The 14,413-nt window shown below is 66.4% G+C and carries 12 protein-coding genes and 2 pseudogenes; 11 read left to right on the top strand and 3 right to left on the bottom strand.

Going from position 1 to position 14,413, the window contains the following annotated elements; translation table 11 throughout:
• The first annotated feature begins 194 nt into the window (after window positions 1–194).
• A complete protein-coding gene (locus ACZ4N4_RS45890) occupies window positions 195–857 on the top strand; it encodes a Type 1 glutamine amidotransferase-like domain-containing protein (protein WP_467600738.1) in 663 nt (220 codons plus the stop codon).
• A 107-nt stretch (window positions 858–964) separates the two neighbouring features.
• Here ACZ4N4_RS45890 and ACZ4N4_RS45885 read toward each other — a convergent pair.
• Window positions 965–1,396: pseudogene (locus ACZ4N4_RS45885) on the bottom strand (transposase); the annotation flags it as partial.
• Between ACZ4N4_RS45885 and ACZ4N4_RS45880 the strand changes: the two are divergent.
• The 5 genes from ACZ4N4_RS45880 to ACZ4N4_RS45860 all read left to right on the top strand — a co-directional run bounded on the left by ACZ4N4_RS45880 (window position 1,326) and on the right by ACZ4N4_RS45860 (window position 6,787).
• Window positions 1,326–1,661 carry a tyrosine-type recombinase/integrase gene (locus ACZ4N4_RS45880; protein ID WP_467600729.1) on the top strand — a complete coding sequence of 112 codons (336 nt, stop codon included), beginning with the start codon at window positions 1,326–1,328 and terminating at the stop codon, window positions 1,659–1,661. The pseudogene ACZ4N4_RS45885 and the gene ACZ4N4_RS45880 sit on opposite strands and share 71 nt — an antisense overlap.
• An 89-nt stretch (window positions 1,662–1,750) precedes the next feature.
• Window positions 1,751–2,320, top strand: a complete 570-nt coding sequence (locus tag ACZ4N4_RS45875) for an ISAs1 family transposase (protein WP_467600726.1) — start codon at window positions 1,751–1,753, stop codon at window positions 2,318–2,320.
• Between the two features lie 341 nt (window positions 2,321–2,661).
• Window positions 2,662–3,843, top strand: coding sequence for a JmjC domain-containing protein (locus ACZ4N4_RS45870; protein ID WP_467600723.1), 1,182 nt, complete (start codon window positions 2,662–2,664; stop codon window positions 3,841–3,843).
• Between the two features lie 392 nt (window positions 3,844–4,235).
• Window positions 4,236–5,579 (top strand): hypothetical protein, encoded by a 1,344-nt coding sequence (locus ACZ4N4_RS45865; protein ID WP_467600720.1) that lies wholly within the window; start codon window positions 4,236–4,238, stop codon window positions 5,577–5,579.
• 893 nt (window positions 5,580–6,472) lie between these two features.
• Window positions 6,473–6,787 (top strand): hypothetical protein, encoded by a 315-nt coding sequence (locus tag ACZ4N4_RS45860; RefSeq protein WP_467600717.1) that lies wholly within the window; start codon window positions 6,473–6,475, stop codon window positions 6,785–6,787.
• Window positions 6,788–7,327: 540 nt separating this feature from the next.
• On the opposite strand, the gene ACZ4N4_RS45855 is transcribed toward ACZ4N4_RS45860, so the two are convergent.
• Window positions 7,328–8,118 (bottom strand): IS5 family transposase gene (locus ACZ4N4_RS45855; protein WP_467600735.1). Its coding sequence is split into 2 segments (ribosomal slippage): window positions 7,328–7,785 and window positions 7,785–8,118, totalling 792 coding nucleotides; the frame shifts between segments, so codons are not numbered across the junction.
• A gap of 408 nt (window positions 8,119–8,526) precedes the next feature.
• Between ACZ4N4_RS45855 and ACZ4N4_RS45850 the strand changes: the two genes are divergently transcribed.
• Window positions 8,527–9,240 carry a hypothetical protein gene (locus ACZ4N4_RS45850; protein ID WP_467600714.1) on the top strand — a complete coding sequence of 238 codons (714 nt, stop codon included), beginning with the start codon at window positions 8,527–8,529 and terminating at the stop codon, window positions 9,238–9,240.
• An 86-nt stretch (window positions 9,241–9,326) separates the two neighbouring features.
• On the opposite strand, the gene ACZ4N4_RS45845 is transcribed toward ACZ4N4_RS45850, so the two are convergent.
• Entirely contained in the window at window positions 9,327–9,455 is a 129-nt protein-coding gene (locus tag ACZ4N4_RS45845; RefSeq protein ID WP_467600744.1) for a hypothetical protein, read from the bottom strand.
• Between ACZ4N4_RS45845 and ACZ4N4_RS45840 the strand changes: the two are divergent.
• The 4 genes and pseudogenes from ACZ4N4_RS45840 to ACZ4N4_RS45825 all read left to right on the top strand — a co-directional run.
• Window positions 9,447–9,626, top strand: a pseudogene (locus ACZ4N4_RS45840) (transposase family protein); the annotation flags it as partial. The gene ACZ4N4_RS45845 and the pseudogene ACZ4N4_RS45840 overlap by 9 nt on opposite strands.
• 53 nt (window positions 9,627–9,679) lie before the next feature.
• Window positions 9,680–10,387 carry a hypothetical protein gene (locus ACZ4N4_RS45835; RefSeq protein WP_467600741.1) on the top strand — a complete coding sequence of 236 codons (708 nt, stop codon included), beginning with the start codon at window positions 9,680–9,682 and terminating at the stop codon, window positions 10,385–10,387.
• Between the two features lie 248 nt (window positions 10,388–10,635).
• A complete protein-coding gene (locus tag ACZ4N4_RS45830) occupies window positions 10,636–11,184 on the top strand; it encodes a peptidylprolyl isomerase (protein WP_467600711.1) in 549 nt (182 codons plus the stop codon).
• A 684-nt stretch (window positions 11,185–11,868) separates the two neighbouring features.
• Entirely contained in the window at window positions 11,869–14,247 is a 2,379-nt protein-coding gene (locus tag ACZ4N4_RS45825; protein ID WP_467600708.1) for a hypothetical protein, read from the top strand.
• The last annotated feature ends 166 nt before the right edge of the window (window positions 14,248–14,413 follow it).

Here is a 14,413-nt window from a genome sequence, read left to right as displayed (position 1 = left end):
GCTGGGCGATGATCGGCATCATGGTCCGCCGCCTGACCCGGGTGGGGCCTGCTTCCCGGGCGGGTCGGTGCCCGTTGACCCGAACTTCGGCCTGAGTACCTGTTCCTGATGCAGCCATGACATGGTGGCGGCTGTCACGCGTTGGCGAACGGTTGGTTGTTGACGTGTGTGGTCAGCACCTCGGGAAGGACATGATGAAGCTTCTCCTCACCGACTCCGGCGTCAAGAACGAGAGCATCCAGGATGCGCTGGTCAACCTGCTGGGTAAGCCGATTGCCGAGTCCAGCGCCCTGTGCATCCCCACCGCGGGGTATGGAGGCCCCGGCGCCGATCCGGGCGGGCCATGGCTATTCATCAGCGGACGATCCCCGAGCCCCTTGACTGAGCTGGGGTGGAAGTCGGTGGGCGTGTTGGAACTCACCGCGCTGCCCAGCATCGAGGAAGCCCTCTGGGTCTCCTGGGTCCGGGAGGCCGACGTCCTGCTGGTCAATGGCGGTGACGCGCTGTATCTGTGCCACTGGATGAGGGAGTCCGGGCTGGCTGGACTCCTGCCGTCGCTGCCCGACACGGTCTATGTGGGGCTCAGCGCCGGGAGCATGGCGATGACGCCCCGCATCGGAGAGGACTTCGTGGGCTGGAGGCCGCCTGCCGGCGGCGACAGCGCGCTGGGGGTGGTGGATTTTTCGATCTTCCCGCACCTGGATCATCCGGCTTGTCCGGAGAACACAATGGCTGCGGCCGAACGATGGGCGGCCGGGATCGGGGGTCCGGCGTATGCGATTGATGAGCAGACGGCTATCAAGGTGGCCGACGGCGCTGTGGAAGTGGTCTCCGAGGGCCATTGGAAGTTGTTTTAGTACTTCGCCTGTTAGACAGCGTGGTGCCGTAGGAGAGTGGAGTCCGTGGGCCGGTGCGGGTGGAGTTGCTGACCGTGAACTTGAGAACGATCAGTCCCGGTGGGCCTCGCGGGAGGCGGGCTGCGCGCTCCTGCGGGAGGACCGGCGGGTGATGCGCTGGTCATCAGCGTGATCGCGGCCCACGTGATCAAGGATTCCGAGTGCTGGATGAGCCGTTCGTAGTCGCGTGCGTGACGGCGGGCGTGCATGATCCAGGCCAGGCTCCGCTCGACAACCCAGCGGCGGGGCAGGATGACGAACCCGACAGTGTCCTTCAGACGGTTGATGGTCTTGAGTGTCAGGTTCAGGTGCTTCTTCGCCCAGGTCACAAGCTGTCCGGCATAGCCGGAGTCGGCCCACACGATGGTGATCTCCGGGTGCATCAGCCGCAGCCGGAACAGGACTTCCTTCGCGGCGTCGCGGTCAGTCATGTCGGCCGGGGTGACCATGACGAACAGCGGCAGACCCTTGGTGTCGACGACCAAGTGCCGCTTGCGTCCACACGCCGAACCGACCCTGGCCGAGAAGAAGATCTCACCCCACGTCCTGCGGCACACCGCAGCGATGCCCCTGCTCGCGGCCGGGGTCGACGCGACCGTCATCGCCCTCTGGCTCGGCCACGAGAGCACCGCCACCACACAGATCTACATCCACGCCGACCTCGCCCTCAAGGAACGGGCACTCGCGCGAACCGCCCCCCTGGACGCCGTCCCGGGCCGCTACCGGCCCTCCGACACCGTCATGGCCTTCCTCGAGAGCTTGTAACTATGCCGACCTCGCGGTCCGGGGCCACCAGCACGCACCGCGTCCCCGGACCGCACCTCGGCATAACCCGCACGTCTTCATAAGACGCCATGCATACCCAGCGCAAGCACGCCGACTACCTGCTGAGCCGTGGCGCCCCCTACACCGTGATCGTCAAGGGCAACGAGAAGAAGCTGCGCAAGCAGCTGAAGTCCCTGCCCTGGAAGCAGATCCCGCTCCAAGGGCGGACCCGGAACGTCGGCCACGGCCGCTCCGAGATCCGCCGGATCAAGGCGTGCACCGTGAACCACCTGCTTTTTCCCGGCGCCCGCCAGGCCGTCCAGATCAAGCGCCGCCGCACTGACCGCAAAACCGGAAAGACCACCGTGAAGACCGTCTACGCCGTCACTAGCCTCACCGCCGAGCAGGCCACCCCCGCGCAACTGGCCTCACTCGTGCGTAACCACTGGAAGGTGGAGGCCCTGCACCACGTCCGGGACACCACCTTCGCCGAGGATGCCTCACAGCTGCGGACTGGCAACGCGCCCCGCGCGATGGCGACCTGGCGCAACCTGGCCGTCGGAGCCCTGCGACTTACCGGCGTCAGGAACATCGCGGCCGGCCTGCGCCACAACGCTCGCGACGCACGGAGCCCGCTCGCTCTCCTGGGGCTCGCGTGATCACGAACCGGACATCATGCGACTACGCCGAAGCCCTGGTCGGCGGGTCACACGTGATACGGACGGGAGCATTCTCATCCCGGCCTCGGAAGCTGTTTCGGCCCACTTCGGGAGACTCGCATATATGCATGTTCCGAGCGGCCGATCGGTGGTTTTGCCGCACGAATAGCCTGGATGGGCAACAGCTGACGGGCGGGTTCGCGCGTGACCACGGATGCGGTTGGGAAAGAAGACGGGAAGACGCGTACCTGGCGCAAACACGTTGTTTACCCTGCGTTGCCGCGCATGCGATCCTGCCTTGTAGAAGCTCGTCCAGAACAGATGATCATGAGGGGCAAATGATGGATCTGGCGACGCTTGTGGCCCCGATGAGCATCCAGGACTTCCTCAGCCATACCTGGGGACAGCAAACAGCCATCTTCCGCGGACGGCCCGACCGGTTCGTGGAGCTCCTGGACTGGGGCGCACTCAACACCCTTCTCACGGAACACCGCCATGCACACCCGCGCCTGAGATTGTCCCGTGAGGGAAGCATAATTCCGCGCGAAGCATATACGCGGCCGTCCCCCCAGAGCGATGCATCCGAAACGATCGAGCCGGCCAGTCTGTACGGTCAGCTGCGCGACGGTGCAATGTTGGTTCTGGATTCGGTGGACGACATGGTGCCCAAGGTACGCGAGTTGGCTTTGTCGCTCGAGTCCGCCTTTCGCGAGCGGGTCGTCATCAATGCGTATGCCGGTTGGTCCGAGATCGAGGGGTTCGATCTTCACTGGGATGACCACGACGTGCTCGTCCTACAGGTTTTCGGCCAGAAGTCATGGAGCTTCTACGGAAGCAGCCGGGACTGGCCCATGCGCAAGGACGTGGAGCCCAACACGCAGCCGCCAAGCGGCCCCGAAGACTCTCTGCTGGTCAGTGCAGGTGATGTCCTCTATGTCCCCCGCGGCCAGTGGCACCAGGTTCACGCCACCAAAACACCTTCCTTGCACCTGACCATAGGCGTGACACGACGGACCGGGCACGACTTCTTGGCGTGGCTCGCGGACGAGATGCTCGACAGTCCTGTTCTGCGGCAGGACATCCCCAGGCATGCCGACGAAGCGACGCGAAGCGGATACTTCGCGAAGGTGAGGAGCGAGGTGCTCCGGCGGCTGACGGCGGACAGCCTGGAACGGTTCTTGTACGTCAGCGACGCAACCGCAACCGGCCGTTCACACGTGAACCTCGGCCTGGTCCGCCCCGATCCGGAGGACATGACGGACGACTCGCCGCTCGAGTGGCTCGCGCCCCGCGCGGTGCCCCGTGCGGTCGACGGTCGCACGACCCTGGGCGCACTGGGACGCGTATGGACCTTCGCGGAGCCGGCATCCGCGATTCTGCAGATCCTCATGTCCCGGAAGAAGCTGACTTTGCAACAGCTATGCTGCAGCCTGGACCCGCAGGTGAAGGAGGAACAGGTTCGCGCGTTCGTCCTCGAACTCCACGTTGCAGGACTGCTCAGCGTGGGAGTGAAAGGCTCCTGAAAAGCCATTCGACCAAGAGGGTGTACACGGTCTCATTCCGCGTGGACGTGAGCACTATCAGTACCACGAGGGCGATCGCCACCTCCTGCGAGGTCGGACGGTTGGTTCCATTTGGTTGCTGATCATCGCTCATCTCTCGCGTCACCTCGTCCGGATACTGCGTCGGTCAAGACGCATTGGAGTGATCCCACCTCTGTGTGACTCCCAGGATGGGCTTCGGTGTTGATCCAGCGAAAGGTGGTGCGAGTTGTACCAGGGAAAGGCGAGTGGATCAGGTGACCGCACGAAGATTCGGTTGAACTCAGCGTTGAACGCAGATCCTGCACCTACTTTCGATCACTCGATCGCCGTAGTCTCGACTTGGCACTGCCGTGCCGGGAGAGAGGCAGACGATGGCATCCGAGAACAGCCGGCTCCGAAAGGTCATTGCGGAAGCTGCATGCTCGTACGAGGGCCTGGCTCGCCGTGTCAACACGATCGGCCTCTCTTACGGGCTGGCGCTCACGTACGACAAGTCGTCTGTGAGCTACTGGGTGAGAGGAAAGACTCCGCGCGGCATGGTGCCACTCGTCGTGGCAGAAGCGCTGAGTCAGAAACTAGAAAGGGCGGTCACCCCTGCGGACATAGGGTTTGGTGGAGAATGGGAGCTGGATCTTGTCTCGAGTTCTTTGAAGCAGCAGTCCGACCTGGCCACGACCCTGGATGTCACCGAGAGGCTGGGGAAGGCCGACATGGAACGACGTGAGTTCCTCTATCTGCTGCCTTTTTCTGCCAGTGCCGCCCTGGGGCCCCAACGTGACTGGCTCCTCCACCTGTTGAGCGGAGAGGACACCGCCGGGAATTCAGTTCGCCTGGCCCAGGTGGAGAACATGCGACTGATGATGAAGGCCTTCATCGAGGCGGACAACACGTACGGCGGCAAGCACGCGCGCACGGCCCTGGCGAGCTATCTGCATCACGACGTCGTTCCGTTGCTTCGCACGCAAGCGACGGACAATGTCCGGCGGGAGCTCTTCGTCGCGTCGGCCGAACTCTGCATGACCCTGGGGTGGATGACCTACGACGTCGGGGCATGCGGGCTGGCTCAACGGTACCTCACGCAAGGTTTATCCCTCGCCGGCCAGGCCGGTTCCTCAGGATTCGCCATCGGCAGCAACATTCTCTCTGCCCTCAGCCATGTCGCCACGTTCACAGGTAATGCCGCAGAGGCAGTGAACATCGCCCAGGTGGCCGTCCACTCGGCTCAGAAAAGCGGCAGTCCGGCCAGTCTCACTCGAGCCTTGGCGATGCAGGCGAGGGCGTACGCCACCCTCAAGGACAGAAAAGCCGTCGCCACGATGCTTCGCACGGAGGCTGCCCGGGCGGTCCACGGTGACGACCCCGAGTGGATGGGATTCCTCGACGAACACTACATGGCAAATCAATTTGCATACTGCTGCCGCGAGACGGGCCAGACCAAGCGGATGTTTGATTTCGCAGAGAGCAGCCTGCCTCACAGCACGGGTCGACAGGTCGTCTCAAATACAACCTACATGGCTTGGGCTCGACTGGATGACGGTCATCTGGAAGAAGCCTGCATCCTGGGGATGAAAGCGGTCGATCAAGCAGTCACGTTGCAGTCCCGTCAGGCGGGCAGACTGGTCCTGGACCTGGCCGATCGATTCAGCCACCAAGGCCACCAGTCCGAGTCGATTGCACAGCAGTTCCTCCGACGCGCGGCGACCCTGAGGGAGTAGATTTCACCGGGCGGTCGGCTCGGCTCGGTTGTTCCCGTTCTTCCCGACCGTCGCACAGCGCTCACGCGCCACAGGTATCTCGTCTACCTGAATGATCAGTTTCGGCGCCTCCGAATCCGTTCCGTGGCGAGGTGTCGCGGTGGCGCCTTGCTCGGTGGTTGGCGAATGCATAAGTCCTCCTCCTGATCCACTTCGGATAATGCCGATCAGCGTGATCACTCACAAGGAACGTACACCGTACTGCAAGTATGGCCGAACCAAATGCCGAGCGAAAGGCCGTGCGAGCAGGCAATCAGCATTGACTCACAGGGGCCGTCGGTCGGCAGTCGGTCGGGGTGATTGCGGTGAATCATCGCCACGAGGTACTCGCGGAACGGCAACGGGCCTAAAGGAACGGGAGATTCCAGAAGGGATGCTTCTTGCAAACGGCCCGGCGCCAGATATCTCGCGGGCACTCGGCTCCGCCACGGGTGTCAGCCCCGCCGGTCCCCACCCAGGGCTTCGGCGTAGTCGCGTGACGTCCGGTTCGTGATCCCGCGGGAGTGCAAGGGGGCGGCGAGGGTCGCGGGCGTTGCGGCGGAGGCCGACCGCGATGTTCTGCACTGCAGTCGTGCGGAGGGCTCCGATGACGAGGTTGCGCCAGGTGGCCATCGCGCGGGGCGCGCTGTCACGTTCCGGGACACCGCCGAACTGATAGATCGTCACGAACCGGACGTCACGCGACAACGCCGAAACCCTGGACCTTGCCGCCGCGCGGGGCCGACTGCTGCTGATCGTGATCGCTCATGCCTCCAGAGACCAGGGATCCCCGGCCCGGCCCGCAGGATCTGGCCGACGCCGACCTCGCCTACGGCTGGAGCGAATAGACGCTGGTCGCGCTGATCGCGGTACTGATGCCCGGGGCCCGGGAGGTACTGCGCCGGATCACCGACCTGGGCGGCACCGCCTCCTACGACGACGTCCAGCAGCCCTTCGCTCACCATCCGACCAACCCGATCCCCATCTCACGGACCGGTGGGATCCTGACCAGCATCAAGGCGGTCCAGCGCCGGGTCGGTCCGGACGGCGCCGGCCCCTTGCTCCAGCGGGACGAACGGGCACGGCGCTACCGCATCGACGACGTCCTCGTCGCCGGGCTCACGCAGGCAGCAACGGTGACCTTGCGCCGCGCTCAACGGACTCATCCGCGGGGCCGGCACCGCCGTTAGGACCGCCGGTGCCGGATGGCTCCTCACCTGGCTACGGGACCATCTCTGACCTGGCACAGGAGGACGTACTGCTCGCAGCGACGACCGGTCGTTCAAGTCGCCGGTCCCGCCGGCGCCGCCGCGGGCTCCAGCCAGGTGGCGTGCTGTCTTCCCTGGCACGGCACACCACCTGTCAGGAGACCGACGGCCTGTTCTCTCCATTGGCATCACCGTCCATGAAGCTGCGAACGGCGGGCTGCCAAGGGCGTGGTGAGCCCCGCCGGTGCCCACCGCCGGGCTCAGCGCCGAGGCGGATGAGCAGGGTCACGGCGCCGCTGCCAAGCTCGTACTCCGCGCCCTGTTGGAACCGACCCCCGCGGATGCGTGCACGGGGTGTTCGGGTGGCTCCGAACCACGTGAAGCCCGTGTCGCCAGCGCCGGTCGGCGGGCGGGTCAGCCGTTGTAGTGGCCACAGTCAGGGGGCACCGTTTCGCCGGAAGGCGTCCGCAAGTTGGGCTGCTTGCGGATGCAGTCGTCCGCGTCTCGGTTGTCTTAGAGGTCCTAACAAAGGCGTCGGACGTGTCTGTGGGTGATGAGGCAGGTGGCGAGGCCGAGGAAGGCTTCATGGATGTCGTCGCGTCGTTCCCATCGGATGCGCAGGCGGCGAAAGCCGTGCAGCCAGGCGATGGTGCGCTCGACCACCCACCGGAAGATGCCCAGGCCAGAGCCGTGTTCGACGCCTCGCTGGGCGATGACCGGGCGGATGCCGCGCTGCCACACCAGGCGCCGGTACTTGTCGTGGTCGTAGCCGCGGTCGGCAAGGAGCGCATCGGGCCGGTGTCTGGGCCGGCCCACGACTCCGGCGACGGCCGGGATCTTGTCGAGCAGGGGCAGGAGCTGGGTGACGTCGTTGCGGTTTCCGCCGGTCAGCGACACCGCGAGCGGGATGCCCTGGGCGTCGGTGACGACGTGGTGCTTGCTGCCCGGCCGTGCGCGATCGACCGGGCTGGGTCCGCTTTTGGGCCGCGTCGGGCAGCCCGGACGTGGGAGGAGTCGATCACCGCCCGTGACCAGTCCAACTTCTTCGCGGCCCGCAGCTTGTTCAGCAGCACCAGGTGCAGTGCGTCCCACACGCCAGCCTCGTTCCAGGCGGCCAGACGCCTCCAGCACGTCATCCCCGAACCGAAGCCCAGCTCCTGCGGCAGGTACTCCCACTGGATGCCGGTATGCAGCACGAACAGAATCCCGCACAACGCCTGCCGGTCCGGCACCCGCGGCCGGCCCTCGACCACCTTCGGCGCCGGCTCAGGCAGCAACGGCTCGATGAGCGACCACAATTCGTCAGAGACGATCCACGGCCGCGACTCCCTCTTCCCCACGACCAGACCAACGACCACCCAAGCCGAAAGTCACATGCTCAACAACTTCTGTTAGGACCTCTTAGGACCTCTTAGGCTCACCGGCCGTCGAACTGCGGTGGCGTGCGTTTCCGAGTGCGTCGACTGCCAAGTTAGCGGCGGAAACTGACATCGCGGCGCCCGATCGGCTTTCTCTTCGCGGAACGCGGCAGACCGCCAGCTGTACGCGAACCGCCCCTACCTGTCCGACAAGGCTTCGGCGTAGTCGACGGACGTCCGTTTCGCGAGCACTTGAGGTAAAGAGGAGGCGAGCGGGCGGTTCCTGCTCACGTCCGTCGCGCCTCGGAGCCCTTGCGTGACCACGGCCCTGCACCATCACTGCGCTAGGAGATGATCCTGTGCGTGGCTGAAGAGGCAGGTACTGATGCGGACGACGCTTCTGCATGGGCTGAGCGACTGGGTTGGGCGTTCGGACTCATAGCGGAGGATCCGGCTGCGAGAGGTGCAGCGCTCCTCCATCTGGCGGAGGCCCAGAGGAAGGTCACTGACGCGCTCGCCCGGTCCAACGAGATGTGGCTGCTGACGCGGCCCCTTGGAACGGACGAGCAGTATCGGGAGCCGGCCTTTCTGCAGGCGCGCCGGAGACATGAGCAAACCCAGAGGTGTTCGCTGCCTGATGGGCTGTGGGGTGGTCCTGTGGGCGGGGATCTGGCGACGTGGCCAGGACTGCCCTATGTGTTGCTCTTCCTGGAGTGGGAGGCGAGGTACCCGCTGGAGTGGACGCAGCATGCGAAGGCGTGGGGTACGAAGCAGAGCCTGATTCGAGAGGTGGCCCGTGTTCGCCAGGAGGATGCGGTCAGGGCGAAGCTCACCGACTTGGTCGAGATCGTCGTCCAGCGGGCGTATCGCTGTAAGGATCGCGAATACGTGCGGGTTGCCCGGGCTGTCGACAGCGCTGACCTACGGGGCAGGCTCGATCGGGCGGCTGATTCGGACAGTCCGTGGGCTCGGTGTCACGCCGGGTATGTGCTCTGGCTTCTTGACCGCCCTGATCTGCCGAGCACCCGTCATGTCTGGCAGACCTGGGTGGCGGGCGAGGCTGCGGCGTTGATGTGACTGGGGGACCATGCCGGGAAGGTTTCCGTGATCATGGAGTGCTCTGCGCCCTTTGACCTGCCTGGAAGACCGTGCCTGTCGAAATATCATCCCTGGTTCCGCTGGCCCTCGACCGGTTCCGCGAGCAGTCCGACGTCGGACCCGGGGAGGTGCCCGGCCTGCTGGAGCGGCTGGGTCAGGTCCCGGATCCACGCGATCCGCGAGGCGTGCGCCATGCCCTGGCCCTAGTGCTCACGCTGACCGCGTGCGCGGTGCTGGCCGGCGCGACCTCGATGCCGGCGGTCGGCGAGTGGATCGCGGACGCCCCGCCGCATGTGCTGGAGCGACTCGGCGTGCGCCCCGATCCAGTACTGCCCCGGAAGCTGGTGCCCTCGGAAGCGACGGTCCGCCGACTGCTCGCCCACATCGACGGTGATGCACTGGACCGGGCGGTGAGCGGATGGCTCGCCGACCGCCGCCCGGACACCCACGGGCTTCGGGCCCTGGCCGTGGACGGCAAGAGCCTGCGCGGCGCCACGACCTGCACGACAACCGTGCGCTGCGCGACACCCAGGACGCCACCAGCCTTCAGTCCCCGCCGCTGCTGCTGGGCGACCGCTGCCGGGACCTGGTGTCCGGACCGTTCCGTGACGGGCACCCGCCGCGATGGCAGCCCGCCGTCGACCACGCCATCGAGGCCGTCGCCAGCGCACTGCGCCAACTGCACGCCGGAGAATGGAAACCCCAGGTCCAGGCCCGGCAGGCTGCGGCCGAACTGCTGCCCACGCTCCTGGCACCTCCCGACATCCCCGAACTGCCCGCCCACATCAGCCAGCCGGCGTGGATCCAGCGGGTTCTGCGGATCGGACACCTGCACGCCACAATCCGAACCGTCCAGGAACACCACAGGGGCGAGGCCGAACTCGAGATCCACCCTGCACAGCCCCTTGACCTGGCGATCGGTCTGGTCTGGAACGCCCTGGACGACAGCACCCCAGCCCTGTCCGGTCTTGAAGCTGAGTGGGCACACCGGCAGCGCGACGTGGCCCGGTGGGAACGCGCCCACCTTCCCCTCACACTGCGTGCCTACATCCGCGCTCTAGAAGAGCTCGCCTCCACCCTGGGCACTCTGTGCTTCGACCTGAACACCGGACATTCCAGCCACTAGACACACCACCCGACCTGGCAACTTGATGGTTTCGGGCAGCGTCAGCATCTAGCTGGCTACCCGTACACCGAACCGGTGCAGCGACCCCTCGGGCTGGCACCGCAACAACGAGCCGCCGACTGCCCAGCCTCGCAGGCTGCTCCACCACCACCTGTCGGCGCCGTGTCTTTAAGCCGGTGAGGGTAAATAGCCTGCTTCGATGCGATGAGGCCGCTTTCATCTGCAAGTCGCAGCACAGGACGGATCACATGCAGCAAGAATTCACCGCGACGATTAGCACGTCGCTGGGGCAGATCCTCGTGAATCTGTTCCTTGAAGAAGTAAGGGACCCCGTCATCCAGTTCCACGCTCTCGCGTCGGGGACCGGGCGCTGGGTAGACCCGCGAACTGGCAGCATCGGGATCGGCTCGATCTACGACGAGACAATCATCCACCGCGTAATCGACGGAGCCATGATCCAAGGTGGAGACCCGATGGGTGATGGGACCGGCGGCCCAGGGTTCTCGCGCCCGAATGAAGTCCATCCCGATCTGACGTTCGATCGGCCTTACATGCTGGCCTTGACTGCCACCGAACCAGATGCCATCGGCTCGCAGTTCCTCATCACGACCCGGCCAGCGCCGGAGCTCAACGGCCTGCACACGATCATCGGCGAAGTAACTCAAGGACAAGACGTCGTCGACGCCATCGCCCACGTCCCGACAGACCAGGACGGCCGCCCCATGGCGGAGGTAGTCGTTCACTCCATCAGGACCAACCGCTCCCCCTTCGAAGGGGAGCCGTATATCGACATCTGAGCACGTCATCAAGCGGGCCCAGCCACGGGCCGCACCCCAGGCCGTCCATCCCTGACACGGGCGCCGGTTCAGCGCCGGCTGGGGCACTCGCGGCGAACCGGAGTACCACCCCGTCCTCCTGAACCTGGGTGCGGAGTCCCAAGCCGACATCGGCGTCACGGGGCCCGGCACCGTCACCCGTCCACTTCCTGCTGCTGCGCTACGACCTTGACGTGCAGCAGGTCGCGCCCTTCGGCACGTGACCGCGCCCCGCAAGAACCGGCGAGATCGACAACAGGGTCCCCGGGGGGCCGCGTCGTGCTGCGTCGTGCTGGTGGGTGGTCAGCTCTGGGGTGCCGGGGGCGGATCACGGGGGCGGTCACATCGAGGTGGAACACGGTGGAGCCAAGCTCGGGAAGCGCAACCACGATGGCAGAGGCGACGAAGGCCGACTCTGGCCCCACGTGTCGCCCCGTAGCCCGGTCAACGTCTCGCCCACAGCCACTGGCGCAGATGGGGCGCCTTGTGAGATCGGCGCGGGGCGGTAACAAGCCTGTGAACGGCAAGTTGGTGACAGGTAGCGTAACCAGCGCGAGGCGTAGCCGCAGCTCGTGGAGCGTTCTCGGTAACAACTGCCGCAGCCAATCGCACCGTTCTGGGTTGACTCGTGCCGCGTTCGGCGATGGCAGTGGGAGGCTTGGCGTCGTGAATTCGAGGAGATATCTCGGGCAGGCCGCCATGGAGGCCGCTGTCCTTCCCTCCCGGGCGGCCTACCTGATCGCGGGCGGCAGCGCGGCTGGGTTCCGGGTCGCGGTGATGCAGGCCAGCAGTCGGTGGGGCGGCATGACCGAGCCCATCGTCGAGGCGTCGGCATCGGGTCTGTCCGAGCAGCATGAGCAGGCCGTCCGTATCGCCGGCGTCGAGGCGCTCGTCAATGTCGATGCTGATCCTCTGGCTGCTGGGGAGATCGCGGAGCGTCTGAGGCTGCCCGTCGTCGCGCTCGCGGACATACGGAAGGACGCGGTGGCATTCACCTGCTCCCCGGACGAGGTCAGGGAGTTCACGGATGCGTCGTATCCTCCGATCGCGGCGAGCCCCAAGGGGCCGCTGTGGCAGTTGGCTGTGGCCGGCGGCGTGGACCCGGGCAAGCGTGAGCACGCCCGAGTCAGTGGGTTGCAGGACGAGTTCGGCCGATACCAGCTGCGAAGCGACACCAGGATCCGGGGCACGGTCGACCAGTTCGGCGAGTACCGGAGCGCCACCCCGGGGCACACCCCGTTGGTCCTGTGGGTCGCCGAGGAAGACGGATTGGCGGACAGCCTCGACTTCTGGAACACCCGAGCCCTGCGGCCGGTGGACACGATCGACATGCCGATGCTCCTGCTGCCCGGCGCCGACGTGGTCAGGCACTGGCTGGATTTCCCCAAGCAGGTGGCGTATCTCCTCGCGTCCCGCCCAGGCCAGTTCGTCCCCGACGTCGCCCTCGTCAGCCGCTCGGCATCACCGGGGCAACTACGGGAGCTTGCCTCTGTGCTCGGCCTGGACGCCACCGACGAGGAGCCACGGGCCGGAGCGCGCATCCCCGCACCGCCCGTCCGAACCGCCCCGTTCACCTTCCGGACGGACCTGGACCCGTGGGACTGGGTGAGCCTCGAACGCCACTACGGGGTCCCGACGTCCTTCGACGCGCAGGTCTTCGCCGACGGGCCGAGCACTCTGCGCTTCGCCCAGCCCGTCCGGTTCAACGGGCGCGCCGGGGCCCTCGTGAGGTTCTGGGGCGAGCCCCTGCTCGGCCTGCCCGCGCGCCCGTCCATCGCCCGGCTCGTCCACCCCGACGCCCAGTGGCGGGACGGCACGCTGCAGCTCGCGTTCCTCCATATCAGCCATCAGCTGGCCGTCCAGGTGACGTTCCCTCTGCTGCCGCAGGCCACCGAGCAGCTGCTGGACGACGTAACCGTCACGCACCAGCTGTCCTCTGCCGGCCGCCTGGGCACGGCCCTGACCGAACGCGCCGACAGCTCCGCGCTCCTCGAATCGGGTATCTACGAGGCGGCCATCGCCCTGACCACACCGCGGTCCAAGGAGCTGATGAAAAGGCTGCAGGAACTGCGGGCCGACGGCAGCCCGGACACCGACCTCGCCGAACTGGCCGCCACATGGGGCGGCCGCTCCGAGCGCCGCTATCTACCCGCCGACAAACTGCCCAACGTCCGGGCGGAGGACCGGGCAGCTGCTCTGGAACGGCTGTGCGCCCTCGGCTGGGCCGAGCGCGGCCTGGAGAGCACCTGCCCCTCGTGCGTCAGCCGCTCCTTCGTGCCGCTCAACCAGACCAGCAGCTCCCCTCGGTGCCCCGGCTGCGGGGCCATGTCCGCCTACCAGTCCGACAACGTGCGGACCGCCGTGCACTACCGGCTCAACAGCTTCACCGACCGAGCCAGCGACAACGGCCTGCTGCCGCACCTGCTCGTCATCGCCGAGCTGTGCCGGCGCAAGCCGCGCTCCCACTTCCTCCCCGGCACTGACGTCACCTTCGCCGACGGCCGCCAGGAGGAGGTGGACATCTTCGGGATCTGGGACGGGAAGGTCCTCTCCGGAGAGGTGAAGACCTCAGCCTCGGAGTTCGACGAGGCACAGCTCCGACGGGACGTCACGCTGAGCCAGCGGCTCGGAGCCGACATCCACCTGCTCGCCTCGGTCACCCCGGTCGGGCAGGAAGTCCGGGACACCGCGCGAGAACTGTGCGAAGCGGCTGGGCTGGAGCTGGAGGTCCTGGACCAAACCGCCCTTCGCCCGCCCGCCCACAAGGCCGCTCCCGCGACCGCCTCCGACAGCCTCGGTTGGCTGCGCACCGCGACCGCGGACCTGGCCTCGATGATGGAGAACGGCAGGCCCATCAACCGCGGCCGGGTGGCGCAGATCCTCAAGACCGCGTCCGGCGGCGGCGCCCCGGTCCCCGGCCACATCGAGGCCCTCTCATGGGCGCTCAACGAGCACAGGGACGGGGCCGTGGAACTGCTGCGCGGCCTTCTCGAAGCCCTCGACACCGCGATCCGGGAGCACGAGCCCGCGAATCAGAAGGAGTAGAGACAGCTCGGCGGCCATCAGCCGCCGAGGGGGCGCAGGCCAGCCGGATGACACAGGTACAGCGCATATGCAGCTCACCCGACATTCGGGAAGCGGCGCACGGCCCCCTATGGGACCGATGGCCGAACAGTGCGCATTTACCGACCGTGACGCCCCGCTTTACCGT

It is taken from the genome of Streptomyces sp. NPDC026538 (genome assembly GCF_055567535.1).
Note: the sequence above shows the minus strand (reverse complement) of the source record. Positions and strands in the feature narration are given on the sequence as shown.

Coding starts and splice junctions, on each gene's coding strand:
- ACZ4N4_RS45890 (WP_467600738.1), top strand. CDS start 195: ATGAAGCTTCTCCTCACCGACTCCGGCGTCAAGAACGAGAGCATCCAG.
- ACZ4N4_RS45880 (WP_467600729.1), top strand. CDS start 1,326: ATGTCGGCCGGGGTGACCATGACGAACAGCGGCAGACCCTTGGTGTCG.
- ACZ4N4_RS45875 (WP_467600726.1), top strand. CDS start 1,751: ATGCATACCCAGCGCAAGCACGCCGACTACCTGCTGAGCCGTGGCGCC.
- ACZ4N4_RS45870 (WP_467600723.1), top strand. CDS start 2,662: ATGGATCTGGCGACGCTTGTGGCCCCGATGAGCATCCAGGACTTCCTC.
- ACZ4N4_RS45865 (WP_467600720.1), top strand. CDS start 4,236: ATGGCATCCGAGAACAGCCGGCTCCGAAAGGTCATTGCGGAAGCTGCA.
- ACZ4N4_RS45860 (WP_467600717.1), top strand. CDS start 6,473: ATGCCCGGGGCCCGGGAGGTACTGCGCCGGATCACCGACCTGGGCGGC.
- ACZ4N4_RS45845 (WP_467600744.1), bottom strand. CDS start 9,455: ATGGCGCACGCCTCGCGGATCGCGTGGATCCGGGACCTGACCCAGCCG.
- ACZ4N4_RS45835 (WP_467600741.1), top strand. CDS start 9,680: ATGGCTCGCCGACCGCCGCCCGGACACCCACGGGCTTCGGGCCCTGGC.
- ACZ4N4_RS45830 (WP_467600711.1), top strand. CDS start 10,636: ATGCAGCAAGAATTCACCGCGACGATTAGCACGTCGCTGGGGCAGATC.